Origin of the sequence: Arthrobacter sp. CAN_A212, from assembly GCF_015752345.1 — a bacterium.
In the GTDB taxonomy this organism is placed as follows: Bacteria; Actinomycetota; Actinomycetes; order Actinomycetales; family Micrococcaceae; genus Arthrobacter_D.
The window spans coordinates 228,924-241,707 of the sequence record NZ_JADOUT010000001.1; the positions used below are offsets into that span (position 1 = coordinate 228,924).

Here is a 12,784-nt window from a genome sequence, read left to right on the forward strand (position 1 = left end):
GGTATTGCTGGGCGCGGTGCCGCTAGGCGGCCGGCAGGTTCCAGTCCCGTGGAACGACGATCATCGGGATAGGCAGCGCACGCAGCATTTTGTTGGCAGTGGAGCCCAGGAAAAGTTGGCTCCGCTTGGCCAGCCGGCTCGAGCCGACAAAGACAATCTCTCCCGGATCCCACTCGATGTCATCGATGGCCTGCTCGATAGTCCGGCCGTGAGCCACGGTGATAGTCGTTTCGTGGCCTTCCGGCAGCTGTGCCCCCGCACGGGCCAGCACCGTATTGGCGTGCTGGTGCGCCAGATTGATTGCTTCCCCGGTATCAGCCTGCTCGTTGATGTCCAGTGCCACCAGGGAGATCAGGCGCAACGGCATGCCCCGGCGAGCTGCCGAGTCGACCGCCACGTCCAGAACAGCTTCCGCACCCGCGCGGGTACCGACGGCGCAGGACAGCCGGGTCATCCGGTCGCGGTGACGGTAGCCGCGGGGAGCCAGCCCCACCGGGACAGGGGACGAATGCAGAACTGCATTGGCCACGCTGCCCACGGTGAACCGGCGCAGCAAACCATTGCTGGCCGCGCCAATCACAATCAGCCCAGCTTCCAGTTCCGCGGCAACCTCCAGCAGGCCTTCGGCAAACGAGTCGGCGAGCTTCACGTGGGGAACCACTTCGACGCCGCCGGGGATCCCCTGGATGGCTTCCTCGAGGGCGGCCATCGCACGGCCCGTACCTGCCCCGACGCTGCCGTCCTGCGGACGGTCCAGCACCGTCACCAGGTCGATACTCGCACCCTGCGTGCGCGCAAGCGACGTCGCCAGAGCCAGGGCATCACGGCCACGATCATTGTTGGTGAAACCCACTACATAACGCATACGGCGCCTTCCGGTTCGGATTCTGACCGGCGCCTTTGATCACCGCCGCAGATCTGCTCTACCCTATCGCGGCTGTAGAGAGTGATTTGATCAGGTGGCGGACCGTGGGGTGTTCTACCGCTAGACGTCGGCCGGGGCGCTTCCCTTCCGCAGGGTGTCGCCCTTGAAGAACGCTGGGTTGACCCGGTACATCACCACCATGAGCACCGCCCCGAGGAGGATCACTCCGGTACCCAGGATGAACACCAGTCCAATTCCAGCAATCGACGAACCGGACCCGTAGTCGGGGTCCATCGAGTCGGTGGCCGTCTTCACGAACATCACCAGCAGGATCACGCCGCCGAGCAGCGGTGCGAGGAACTTCAGCAGGAAGCTGCGGGCGTTATTGAATGCGATAGTCCTGAAGTACCAGACGCAGGCCATGGCGGTGATCCCGTAGTAGAAGCAGATCATCATGCCGAGCGCGGTGATGGTGTCATACAGAGCGTTCTCCGAGACAATGCGGGTGACCACGTAGAACCCGGATGCGGCGACCGCCGCAGCGATGGTCGCGTAGCTCGGGGACTTGTAGGTGGGGCTGATCTTCCCGTAGCTTGCCGGCAGGGCCCGGTAGTGGCCCATCGCGAGCAGGGTGCGGGCCGGTGAAACGAAGGTCGACTGCAGGGACGCTGCTGAACTGCTCAACACAGTCAGGGACATCAGAATGGCGAACGGGCCCATCACCGGTCCAGCCAGCACGGCGAAGATACTCCCCTGGTTGTCGACGTTGCCGGCACCGAATTCGCCGTCGCCAATCCCTGCATAGGACAGGGTCGCGAGGGCTACCGTCAGGTAGATCACCACGATGACCAGCACGGTCAGAGTGGCGGCCCGGCCGGGTGTCCGCTCCGGGTCCTTCGTTTCCTCGTTCATGGTGAGGGTGACGTCCCAGCCCCAGTAGACAAAGATCGACAGGGACACCCCGGCGGCGAAGGCCGAGAAGGATTCGACGGCAAACGGATTGAACCATTCAGGGCTGATGGCGGTCGCATCGAAAGCAGTGCCGCCTGCGACGTGCGCAAAGGCGGCGATCGCGAACCAGCCCAGGACCAGCAGCTGGAAACCGACCAGTACGTACTGCACCGCCTTGGTTGTTTCCATCCCGCGGTAGGACACCCAGCAGGCGAGCGCGACAAAGGCCAGTGTGGTGGCGATGTTCAGCGGCAGGTTCAGGGTGAGGTCGGCCAGCGACTCGTTCCCGGTCAGCTGGGCGAGCATGAGATAGAAGAAGTCGACGGCGACGGCCGCCAGATTGGACAGCACGATCACCGTGGCGGCGATCAACCCCCACCCACCCATCCAGCCGATCCACGGGCCGAACGCCCGCGTCGCCCAGGTGAAGGAGGTACCGGCGTCGGGCATCGCATTGTTCAGCTCCCGGTAGCCGAGGGCCACCAGCAGCATCGGGATGAATCCGACGAGGAAGATCGCTGGAAGCTGCACCCCCACCTCGGCGACGGTGGGGCCGAGCGCCGCGGTCAGCGTGTAGGCGGGGGCGATGCAGGAGATTCCGATGACGACGGCGCCCAGCAGCCCGACCGACCCGGAACTCAGGCCCTTTTTGCTCAGCCCGGTGGACGAATCCTGTGTAGTGCTCACTGTGACACCTCGGTAGGTTGGACGTCCCTGCCCTCACCGGCATCGGAGCGCTTCGTGACAGATCGCTCCGGTTGGAGCGACTGGTTATCGTCGGATCTGTAGTCGCGTGGCACCACAACCATTGGCACGGTCAGGGCCCGCAGGATCTTGTTGGCGGTCACGCCGAGGAATAGTCTGCTGTGCTGGGCCAGCCGGCTCGACCCGACCAGGAGGATCTCGCCCTCATCCCACGCGAGCGCGCCGATGGCTTCCTCGACGGTTGACCCGCTCACCACCTCGACGCTGACCTGGCCTCCCGCTGCGAGCGAGGCGGCCGCCTGGGCCAACCGGGTGTTGGCGTGCTCGTGGGCGGCCTCCACCGCCGCAGTATCGGCTCCGTCAGCGCCTGACGACGGGTCCAGGGCTACCAGCGAAACCAGCCGCAAGGGCAGTTTCCGCCGGGCTGCGGAGTCGACGGCGACGGCGATGACCTCGTCGGCGCCGACCCTCGTCCCCACGGCACAGGTGAGCCGGGTGATTGGGTCAAGCCGCCGGTAGCCCTGTGGCGCCAGGGCCACCGGAACCGGGGATGCGTGCAGCAGCGTCCCCGCGACGCTGCCCACGTTGAACCGCTTGCGCAGCCCACGGGAACTTGCACCGATGATGATCAGCGAGGCACCCGAGTCCACTGCTGCGTCGATCAGGCCGCCTGCCTGCGAATCAGCGCTGATGACGTGCGCACGGGCGGTGACGTCGTCGGGAATCATGGCCAGACCCTCCGCCAGCCATTCCTGCAGCTGTGCGGACAGGATGCTCTCGAAGCCGCGCTCGGGAGGGTAGACGGCGTTGAAGGGTGAGTGTTCGGGCATCACCATGACGAGCTGCAGCGTCGCGTCCTGGCGGCGGGCGAGGGCGACGGCGAGGCTCACGGCGTCGCGGCCGCGCTCGTCAGCCGTGTACCCGACGATGTAGTCCATGCGCCTTATGCTCCTTCGGCTGGTGTGAGGCTCAGGATGTTGCGGGCAGTCGCTTGACCCATTCTGATTGCTCCCTCTACGTGTTGGTAGCCCTCGGCCGCGAGATCCGAACACGACCAGTGGATGGGGCCCACCGGGGTGAGCTGGTCGGGTCCGTAGCGGTGGAGGCCGCCGAGGTCGTAGCTGGTGGCATACGCTCCCCTGGTCCATTCCTCAGAGCCCCAGTCCGACTCGTAGTAGACCTCAGGGGTCCGCGCCTGCGGTCCGAGAAAGCCTGCGATTGATTCGAGGATGGTCCGCTGGCGCTCCGCCGGGTCCAGCCGGAACATGGCGTCGGCCTTTTCATCCGAGATGAACCCCACCAGGGTGCCGCGGGAATCCTCGTGGTTGGTGTTGTCGTACACCTCCTGCACGATCGAGGAGGCGCTGAACCCGGTGCCGGAGAGGCCGTCCGCGCGCCAGAACGGCGTCGCGTACACGGCGTGCACCTTGATGACCAGGCCCAGGGACTGGTGCTGGTGCATCTGGTGCTGGCGGCGCGGCAGGGGCGGCTCGTACGACACCCGTGAATAAAGGTTCGGTGGGACGGCCATGATCGCGTGGCGGGCCTTGACGGTGACGGTGTCCGAGACGGCCGTGACGTGGCCTCCGTCGGTGGTGCCGTCGTCGTTCGAGCCGCCGTACCACCGCAGGGTACGGACCGGGCTGGACAGGACGACGTCGTCACCCAGGCGCCCAGCGAGGCGCTCCGAGACCTGCTGCATGCCGCCGACAACCCGTTTGTCGAGGATGAAGTTTTCGTCCACCAGATTGGAGAAGGACCCGGCCGACGCGGCCATGAGCACGGCCTGCAGGGCAGAGAACGCGTGAGCGGGTTTGGTGAGCATACCGCCGGCGATGAAGAGGCCAATGTTGTTGCAGGCTTCCTCATCGCTGGACTGTTCGCGGAGCCAATGGTGGAAGGAAATCGTGTCCAGCACCCTGGCCTCCGGGTGGGTCCATGGTGTCTCGGGGCCAGCCTCGGCGGCCAGCCGGTCCAGCAACTCAATCAGGCGGTTCATCTCCGCCTCGGTGTCCGCGGAGACCGGGAACATGTCGCCGGTGTAGCGGGTGCGGGTGCCATCAGCGGCGATGTAGACGGAGTCGCCGTCGCGATACCGCTCGTAGGTCTCCAGTCCGAGCTCAGTCAGCAGGTCCTTGAGGGCGGTCTGGTCCGGGGAGACCCACTGGCCGCCGATCTCCAGCACCGCGCCGTCGACCGTGTCGGTCCAGGTGCGTCCACCCACCCGGTCCCGCGCTTCCAGGACGGCGACGCTCAGTCCCGCCCTGCTCAGCTCCCAGGCGGCGGTGAGACCCGATGGCCCCGCACCCACGATGACTACGTCGCGTTCCAACTGCTTCACAACTACCCCTCACGAACGGTATGGTCCAGACCACAAAATGAACGTCATTCATTTATTGGGGATACTTTAGCGATAATCGTCCGGTTTGGAAAGGGGCCAGCCTGCACTCCTACCGAGTCGACAACGGGTTGGGCGCCGGACCCGCGTGTTTGCCGATGGCGATCCCGGGCAGCAATGATGCCCAGCGGCGGGGATGATCGTCAGAGCGCACAGTATAATGAACGCGCAACAGGGACGGTAAAGGGGCGGTCATGGGAAGTGTAGGAACGCCGGTCGGCCGTCGGCGGGCGGGTCGCCCGCCCCGCGGGCTACTCTCCCGCGACCTCATCACCGATGCGGCGCTGAGCTTGATAGCCTCCCACGGCTACGACGGCCTCACCATGTCTGCCCTGGCACAACAGCTACGAGTGGCGCCATCGGCCCTGTATAACCACGCCGAGTCCAAGCAGGAAGTGCTGCGCTGGGTGGAGGATCAGGTGATGGCGCAGGTGGACTTCAGCGCCTTTGCCGTGGCGCCGTGGGATGAGGCAGTCCGCGCGTGGGCCTGGTCCTACCGCGAGGTTTTCGCTGCGCACACCCCGCTAATCTCGGTGATCGCTGTCCTGCCAGTAACTGGTGCACCTGAAACTCTGGCAATGTACGAGGCTGTCTCCGCCGGCTTCCTCGACGCCGGATGGCCAGAGGACCGCATCATTCCCGCCATTGTGGCCCTGGAGTCCTTCATCTTCGGGTCCGCTTTCGACGTCGCCGCACCGGAGGACATCTTCGAGTCCGGCAGCCTGGGACCCGACTACCCCCGGTTCACTGCGGCCGTGCGGGTGCGAGGCGGCTTGCAGGCCGACTCGGCCGATGCGGCCTTCGCCCTGGGCCTCGAGGCGCTCATCGTGGGCCTGCAGGCGCAGCTCGCAAGCTAACGCCGTTTCACCCGGCCGAACAGACAAAAAGCGGCCACCGCACCAGATACTTCTGGTGCGGTGGCCGGTTCCCTTAGCGCTGAACGGAATAGACGGCGAATGCGAAGCCGACAACGTGTCGGCAACGAGTGCCCGCGTCGAGCGTAGGACTACTTCGCGGCGCGGATTGCCGCCTCAAGAACGTCCAGGCCGTCGTTTAGCAGCTCGTCGCCGATCACAAGTGGGGGCAGCAGCCGAACCACGTTGCCGTAGGTGCCACAGGTCAGGATGATGACACCCTCCTGCAGGCAGGCCGCGGCGATGGCTTTGGTGGCCTCCGGGTTGGGTGTCTTGGTGCCGGGCTTCACGAACTCGAGTGCCAGCATCGCGCCACGACCACGGATCTCGCCGATAATCGACTCGGCACCCAGGTCGTCCTGCAACGCACTCAGACGCGATGTAGCCAGCTCTTCGATCGCCTGAGCGCGCGAGATCAGGTCCTGCTCCTGCATCGTCTCGATGGCGGCCAGTGCGGCTGCACACGCCACCGGGTTACCACCGAAGGTGCCGCCGAGCCCACCGGGATGGACGGCGTCGAGCAGGTCCGCCCGGCCGGTGATGGCCGACAGGGGCATCCCGCCGGCGATGCCCTTGGCCATCGTGATGATGTCGGGCACCACACCCTCATGGTCGACGGCAAACCAGGCGCCGGTGCGGCAGAAGCCCGACTGCACCTCGTCAGCGATGAAGACCACACCGTTCTCCTTGGCCCACGCGGCCAGGGTCGGCAGGAAGCCTTCGGCTGGAACGATGAAGCCGCCCTCGCCCTGGATCGGTTCGATGATAATGGCGGCCAGTGAGCTGGCCCCAATCTGCTTCTCCATCATCGTGATGGCGCGCTGGGCAGCCTCAACACCGGAGATCGAGGGGTTTTCCTCGCGGAACGGGTAGCTCATCGGCAGCCGGTACACCTCTGACGCGAAGGGCCCGAAGTCGCCAGCAGGTCCGCCCTTGTAGGGCATGGACTTGGCGGTCAGTGCCATCGTTAGGTTGGTGCGGCCGTGATACGCATGATCGAAAGCCGCGACGGCGGTGCGGCCGGTTGCCAGACGCGCCACCTTGATCGCATTCTCGACAGCCTCGGCACCCGAGTTGAAAAGCACGGTGCGCTTCTCGAAATCGCCCGGCGTCAGTTCGGCCAGCTTCTCGGCGACCGCAATGTAGCCCTCGTAGGGGGTGACCATGAAGCAGGTGTGGGTGAAGTGCTCCACCTGTTCCTTGACGGCCCCGACGACGGCGGGATCCGATGCCCCGACGCTGGTCACCGCGATGCCCGAGCCGAGGTCGATGAAGGAGTTGCCGTCGACGTCGTGCACGATGCCACCGTCGGCGTCGGCAACGTACACCGGGACGCCGGAGGCGACACCCTTGGCGACGACCGCAGCGCGCCGGGCGGCCAGCTCAGTGGACTTGGGTCCGGGGAAGTCGGCGATGATCTTGCGTTTTTGCTCGAGCCGGAACTGCGGCTGGGTTACTTGGGTGGTCATAGGGAAACTGCCTTTCTAGACATCCAGCGCGCTCATCACGTGCTTGATCCGGGTGTAGTCCTCAACGCCATACATCGAGAGGTCCTTGCCGTAACCGGAGCTTTTGAAGCCCCCGTGCGGCATCTCAGCGGTGAGAAGAATGTGGGTGTTGATCCAGACGGCCCCGAAATCGAGGTCGCGGGAGACGCGCATGGCCGTGCCGTGATCGGTGGTCCAGATACTGGAGGCGAGGGCGTACTCGACGTCGTTCGCCAGTTCCACTGCCTCGTCCTCGGTGGTGAACTTCTGCACGGTGATGACCGGGCCGAAGGTTTCCTTCTGCACAATGTCGTCGTCCTGGCGGGCACCGGTGATGATGGTGGCCTCGTAAAAGTACCCCTTGTCGCCGGAGCGCTTCCCGCCGATCTCGACCCTGCAGTGTTCCGGCAGGGCATCCATCACGGCGTTGACCGCGTTGAAGTGGTTGATGTTGTTCAGCGGACCGAAGTAGTTCTCCGAGTCGTCAGCGTTGCCGGTCTTGAGCGTCTCGGTGTGCGCCACCATGGCGGCTACCAGGTCATCGTGTACCGAATCCTGGACCAGGACCCGGGTAATCGCCGTGCAGTCCTGGCCGGCGTTGAAGAAGGAGAACTCGGCGATGGCCGCTGCGGTCTTCTTGATATCGGCATCAGCGAAGACGACGGCGGGTGCTTTTCCTCCCAGTTCAAGGTGGGCACGCTTGAGGGTCTTGGCGGCACCGGTGGCGACGGCGATACCGGCGCGGACCGATCCTGTGATCGAGACCAGTCCGGGAACCGGGTGGTCCACCATCGCGGCACCCGTCTGGCCGGTCCCCAGGATCACGTTCAGCACACCGGCGGGCAGGATGCCCTGGGTCAGCTTCGCCAGCACCAGCGTTGACTCGGGCGTTGTGTCGCTGGGCTTGAGGACCACAGTGTTGCCTGCGGCGAGCGCGGGGCCGATCTTCCAGATCGCCATCAGGAGCGGGTAGTTCCAGGGTGCCACCTGGGCGACTACGCCGATCGGTTCGCGGCGGATGTAGGAGGTGTGCCCTTCGACGTATTCACCGGCGGACTTGCCCTCCATCAGGCGTGCTGCGCCGGCGAAGAAGCGCAGCTGGTCGGCACCGACCGCCACTTCCTCAGCGGCGATCAGGTCGCGTACCTGTCCGGTATTGCGGTGCTGCGCTTCGACGAGTTCGTCGCTCGCGGCCTCCAACGCGTCAGCCAGCTTCAACAGCATGAGCTGCCGCTGACCAGGGGTAACGTGCTTGAAGGTGGTGAAAGCTTGCGCCGCCGCTGTCATGGCGGAGTCGACGTCCGGCTGCAGCGAAACAGGCGCCTTCGCCACGACCTCGCCGTTGGTCGGATTAACTATGTCCAGCAACTCGGTGCCGGCCGGCGTCACGAACTCGCCGTTGATAAAGTTCTGGAGGGTGGTTACCACGGTATTCATCCCTTTTCTATGATGGGCTGACGGGTCAAATCGGACCCGTCGCAGCGTAAATCCACTGCCGACCCTACGCCTTCACGCGATCCGTGGCCTAGGGTGATGCGCACAACAACTTAGGCTGACTGTGATGCAACCGCACAGTGTCCCCGCTCTATAGTTGAGCCATGGCCATCACGCTCCCCGCCCTCCTCGCCGCCGCTGGCCTCGATCTCCATCCGGTCGGGATGACCCCCGCAGTCGACCTCCCGATCCAGTGGGTTGCGGTGACCGAACTCGAGGACCCGCTCCCCTTCCTTAGCGGCGGCGAGATCGTACTGACCACCGGGGCGCGGCAAAAGACGACGACGACGCAGCGGGCGTTTGTGCGCCGGGTCCACGAGTCGGGAGCACTCGGCATCGGTTTCGGCACCGGGCTGGGGCACAAGCAGGTCCCGGCCGCCCTGATCGCCGAAGCCAACACCCTGGGGCTCCCCGTCTTCCGGGTCCCCTACGAGACCCCATTCATCGCCATCGGGAAGATCGTTGCCGATTCGCTCTCCGCCGACCACTACTCGCGGCTCGAGAATCTGCTCAAGGGCCACCAGATCCTGGCATCAGCGCTTCTCGGCGAGGGCGGCCTTCATCAGTTGCTGCGAGAACTGAGGGCGATGCTGGGGGCCGACGTCGCGCTGTCCCAGTACGGGACCCGCCTGTTCGGCACCGGACCCACCGGTCCGCCGTCGGGCCACTGGCACCGCCTGCCGGTGGCGACAGGACTGAAGGACCGGTGCACCCTCGCCATCGCCGAGCCCTACACACCCAACGCCATCGTGGCCTACGCGCAGAGCCTGATCAGCGTTGAGCTGAGCAACCAGGCCAGACGACGCGCGAGCGAGCGAGCGGTCATGGGGCAACTCTTCCAGGATGTGGTGAGGGGAACCCTGGCGGGTCCCGACGCCGTCGCACGCCTCGGCGGCGCCGGGATCGACCCCGGGCTGCGCCAGGTGGTGGTGATCGTGGAGGTTGCCTCCGGCCAGCGCCGCGCCCTGCGCACGCTGCCGACCCCTGCGGGATTCGAAGCGGGGGTGGCGGCGCTGGTCGATGAACGCCTGGTGATCGCCGTGCCCGACGCCGACGGCCCCGCCCTGAGCCAGTCGATGGGCGCTTACCTGCATGGGGCGGGGCTGACCGCGAAGGTCGGCTTCGGTGGAGCCTACGCTCAGGCCAGCGGTTTCCGCTGGAGCTACTTTGAGGCCCGCGAGTCACTGACCAGGGGCCAACCGGTCAATGCCCCCGACCGGCTATCCCTGACCTCGCTCCTGATGGCCAGCGAGGACGTGCCGCTCGCCGACCTGGCCGCGGAGACGCTGGATCCGGTGGCGGCGTTCGACCAGCGCCACCATTCCGAGCTGATGGTGACCCTGGACCGGTACCTCGCCCTCAACGGATCGGTCGCCGCCGTGGCTGAAGCCCTCCAATTACACCGGAACACGGTGCGGTACCGGCTGCAGCAAATCCAGGACCTCAGCGGGTACGACCCGGGCGTCACCGCTGACCGGGTTCACCTGTACCTCGCCCTGAATGTGAGGGGATTAAGGTAACCGTTCGACGAGGTTGATGACAGTTCGAAGATATTTCGAGATTACTCAAAGAATTGCTGGCATTTCGTCAGTCCGCGTGGTCAAATTACTTCAGCCGCACAGCAAACCGCACCCAGCGACGCGCATCCGGCGGATGCCGCTCAAGGGGGACTTGAGGGCCCATTTCGGGGAAAAGACATGCTCTCATGACACACCGTAATCGCTTGCTGACTTTTAGCTCCTGTGCCGCGCTTATCGCCGGCTCAGCGTTCATCACCGCAACTCCCGCTGCGGCGGCGCCGAACTCTGAGTCGTGCGTCACCGCGCAGGTAGCCCTCGCGGGCGTCCTGGACTCCGCGTCGGTGGATATCGCCCTGGCATACGAGCTGAAGGCCGCGCTCACCGCGGTGGAAGCGGCTTCGCTTGCTCTCGACGAGGCATGGATGGCCGCCGACGCTGCCGCCGCCGAGGAATACGCGGCCTACGAGGTGGCAATCGAGGCCTACGAATCCGCCATCGTCGCGATCGAAGCCACCCAGGTGGCACTGGATGCCGCTCAGACCATCAAGATCCTCGCAGACGATCGGGTGATCGCTGCCGAGCTGGCGCTCGCCGCGGTGGCGGACGGGGACGACGATGCTCGTCTGGCAGCCGAAGCGGAACTCGCGGCGGCCCTGATCGCCCAGGCCGACGCTACCGCAGCTCTCTCCGCACGGCAGGCAGAGCGCGACGCCGCTCCCGCCGCTTTTGATGCAGCCGACGCCGCCCTGATGGACGCTCAGACGGCCCTCGACAACGCTCTGTACACCGAGGCTGTGCTTACCGCGGAGAACAATTACTTTGCTGCCATCGAAGTGATCGAGGGCGTGCTCTCAGCCCTGGGCGGCCCGGGCACCAGCGTCGAGGAGGTCCAGGTACTGGTCAACGCCGCGATTGCCGCCTGCGCCGCGACCGGTGCCGGGACGGGACAGGAAATTGAAGTGCCCGTCGTCAATATCGTGCCCAGCACCCCCGCCGCACCCGGTACCGCCGCCCCAGCGGCCGGGCGGGGTCTGAACGTCCAGACCGCAGCAGCTGAAACATCGGCGACCGACGGTGGGGCACTGGCGATCGGCGGACTGGCGACAGGAGCGTTGCTGCTCCTGTCGGGTGCCGCAGTATGGCTGCGCCGATCCACACGGGCATAACGGTGACCGGCCGACGGCGTCGCGCTGCCCGCTGGACGGGACTGGCGCTGTCGGCCGCACTGATCGTTACCGTTTCCTCGGTGGCTGGTGCAGCATCTTCGGCGCCAGCCACGTTCGAGCGGCAGGCGGTGGCAGTCGCCTACGCTCCGGCTCAGCCTGCTGCCCCCGAACCGATTGTCACTCCACCCGCCTCAGATGCCACCCCCGCGGCATCCCCGCCGGGGTGGTTGACGGTTGAAGCGGCCGGAATCGACCAGTCGATCCTTCCGCTCACGCCGTCGTCTGAGGATTTCGCCTCCCAGTCAATAGTTCCGCCCCTGACCGAGGACGCCTACTGGTTGACTTCGTTCGGGTCTCCGGGCAGCGGCTCCGAGGACACCACCTACCTCACCGGACACAGTTGGGAAGGCAAGGACGCTCCCTTCAACCGGCTCAGCACCGACGCGGAGGTGGGTGACTCCATTCAGCTGACCACCGAGACCGGTGTCCTTGACTACGTCATCGATTCGATCACCACCCTCGACAAGGACACGCTCAAGGACAGCGAGATCTGGGACATCGTGCCCAACCGCCTGGTGGTGATCAGCTGCTACACCGAGGACATCTGGGGTAAGAACGTGGTGATCACTGCTACCCCCGAGGAGTAGCAGGAGCACGGGGTGAAACGCACCTTGCCCCGCCGGCGACCGCGAGAGTCAGGGCCGCTTCATCAACGAGCGCTCGACGACGCGTGCCCGATACAGAACGCGGTCCATGGCCGGGCGTCGAGCCTCCCCACGGCAATGGGATCCCCGCAGACCGCGCACCGACCGTAGGTGCCGATGTCGAGCCTTTCCAATGCCGCCTGGATTTCGGCGGCGCGGGCGGTGGCGGCCCGCGAGAGCACCGACATCTGGGACAGTTCGGATGCGATAGTGGTTCCCTCAGGATCGTGTTCGTCGTCGACGTTCGAATTGTCCCGGGCGGCGCTCACCGAGCGGCTCTCCGCGGCAAGCGCCGCCGAGCTGGCACGTGCACGCTGCAATTCCTCGAGGAGCAGCGGACGATACCGCTGCAGCCCATCCTCTGTTGCCATCCAGCCATGCTACGGCTCTTCCCCTACCCCACCCTGGACGACACCACCGTCAGATTCGTGGACCGACCCTCGACCTTCTGACCGGCGCGGGATGGGTTGTGAGAAGCCCGCCCGGGATATGGCTGAAGCCGTTTACAGATAGGTGCGCTGCCAGCCGGTTCGGTGGCTGGGGGAAATGACCGAACCGGCTGACAGCGCAAGTTGTCAGG

11 protein-coding genes are annotated in these 12,784 nt (G+C 65.6%); 4 read left to right on the forward strand and 7 right to left on the reverse strand.

The window, feature by feature from the left end:
* Nucleotides 1-22: 22 nt before the first annotated feature.
* The 4 genes from IWX64_RS01135 to IWX64_RS01150 form a co-directional block, all read right to left on the reverse strand.
* Entirely contained in the window at nt 23-865 is an 843-nt protein-coding gene (locus tag IWX64_RS01135; RefSeq protein ID WP_196865314.1) for a universal stress protein, read from the reverse strand.
* Nucleotides 866-985: 120 nt separating this feature from the next.
* A complete protein-coding gene (locus tag IWX64_RS01140; protein WP_196865315.1) occupies nt 986-2,503 on the reverse strand; it encodes an APC family permease in 1,518 nt (505 codons plus the stop codon).
* Entirely contained in the window at nt 2,500-3,459 is a 960-nt protein-coding gene (locus IWX64_RS01145; RefSeq protein ID WP_196865316.1) for a universal stress protein, read from the reverse strand. The genes IWX64_RS01140 and IWX64_RS01145 overlap by 4 nt, the downstream gene beginning before the upstream one ends.
* 5 nt (nt 3,460-3,464) lie before the next feature.
* On the reverse strand, nt 3,465-4,862 hold the full coding sequence (locus IWX64_RS01150; RefSeq protein WP_196865317.1) for a flavin monoamine oxidase family protein: 1,398 nt from the start codon (nt 4,860-4,862) through the stop codon (nt 3,465-3,467).
* Between the two features lie 251 nt (nt 4,863-5,113).
* Between IWX64_RS01150 and IWX64_RS01155 the strand changes: the two genes are divergently transcribed.
* Complete coding sequence (locus tag IWX64_RS01155; RefSeq protein WP_196865318.1) at nt 5,114-5,776, forward strand: TetR/AcrR family transcriptional regulator; 663 nt, start codon at nt 5,114-5,116, stop codon at nt 5,774-5,776.
* Between the two features lie 149 nt (nt 5,777-5,925).
* Here the strand turns inward: IWX64_RS01155 and gabT are convergent, their stop codons facing one another.
* Both gabT and IWX64_RS01165 read right to left on the reverse strand, forming a co-directional pair.
* A complete protein-coding gene (gene gabT / locus IWX64_RS01160; RefSeq protein WP_196865319.1) occupies nt 5,926-7,302 on the reverse strand; it encodes a 4-aminobutyrate--2-oxoglutarate transaminase in 1,377 nt (458 codons plus the stop codon).
* A 15-nt stretch (nt 7,303-7,317) separates the two neighbouring features.
* The gene (locus IWX64_RS01165; RefSeq protein WP_196865320.1) at nt 7,318-8,757 is read right to left on the reverse strand and encodes a gamma-aminobutyraldehyde dehydrogenase; all 1,440 of its coding nucleotides are present in this window, start codon (nt 8,755-8,757) and stop codon (nt 7,318-7,320) included.
* A gap of 161 nt (nt 8,758-8,918) precedes the next feature.
* On the opposite strand from IWX64_RS01165, the gene IWX64_RS01170 reads away from it, so the two are divergent.
* The 3 genes from IWX64_RS01170 (at nt 8,919) to IWX64_RS01180 (ending at nt 12,147) form a co-directional block, all read left to right on the forward strand.
* Nucleotides 8,919-10,334, forward strand: a complete 1,416-nt coding sequence (locus IWX64_RS01170) for a PucR family transcriptional regulator (protein WP_196865321.1) — start codon at nt 8,919-8,921, stop codon at nt 10,332-10,334.
* A gap of 203 nt (nt 10,335-10,537) precedes the next feature.
* Entirely contained in the window at nt 10,538-11,500 is a 963-nt protein-coding gene (locus IWX64_RS01175; RefSeq protein ID WP_196865322.1) for a hypothetical protein, read from the forward strand.
* Nucleotides 11,473-12,147 carry a class F sortase gene (locus tag IWX64_RS01180; protein ID WP_196865323.1) on the forward strand — a complete coding sequence of 225 codons (675 nt, stop codon included), beginning with the start codon at nt 11,473-11,475 and terminating at the stop codon, nt 12,145-12,147. The genes IWX64_RS01175 and IWX64_RS01180 overlap by 28 nt, the downstream gene beginning before the upstream one ends.
* 62 nt (nt 12,148-12,209) lie before the next feature.
* On the opposite strand, the gene IWX64_RS01185 is transcribed toward IWX64_RS01180, so the two are convergent.
* On the reverse strand, nt 12,210-12,575 hold the full coding sequence (locus IWX64_RS01185) for a TraR/DksA family transcriptional regulator (RefSeq protein ID WP_196865324.1): 366 nt from the start codon (nt 12,573-12,575) through the stop codon (nt 12,210-12,212).
* Nucleotides 12,576-12,784: the final 209 nt, after the last annotated feature.

What these genes read in the sequence shown, in the direction of transcription:
- gabT (WP_196865319.1), bottom strand. Translation starts at nt 7,302, where the DNA reads ATGACCACCCAAGTAACCCAGCCGCAGTTCCGGCTCGAGCAAAAACGC.
- IWX64_RS01135 (WP_196865314.1), bottom strand. Translation starts at nt 865, where the DNA reads ATGCGTTATGTAGTGGGTTTCACCAACAATGATCGTGGCCGTGATGCC.
- IWX64_RS01185 (WP_196865324.1), bottom strand. Translation starts at nt 12,575, where the DNA reads ATGGCAACAGAGGATGGGCTGCAGCGGTATCGTCCGCTGCTCCTCGAG.
- IWX64_RS01170 (WP_196865321.1), top strand. Translation starts at nt 8,919, where the DNA reads ATGGCCATCACGCTCCCCGCCCTCCTCGCCGCCGCTGGCCTCGATCTC.
- IWX64_RS01155 (WP_196865318.1), top strand. Translation starts at nt 5,114, where the DNA reads ATGGGAAGTGTAGGAACGCCGGTCGGCCGTCGGCGGGCGGGTCGCCCG.
- IWX64_RS01145 (WP_196865316.1), bottom strand. Translation starts at nt 3,459, where the DNA reads ATGGACTACATCGTCGGGTACACGGCTGACGAGCGCGGCCGCGACGCC.
- IWX64_RS01165 (WP_196865320.1), bottom strand. Translation starts at nt 8,757, where the DNA reads ATGAATACCGTGGTAACCACCCTCCAGAACTTTATCAACGGCGAGTTC.
- IWX64_RS01180 (WP_196865323.1), top strand. Translation starts at nt 11,473, where the DNA reads ATGGCTGCGCCGATCCACACGGGCATAACGGTGACCGGCCGACGGCGT.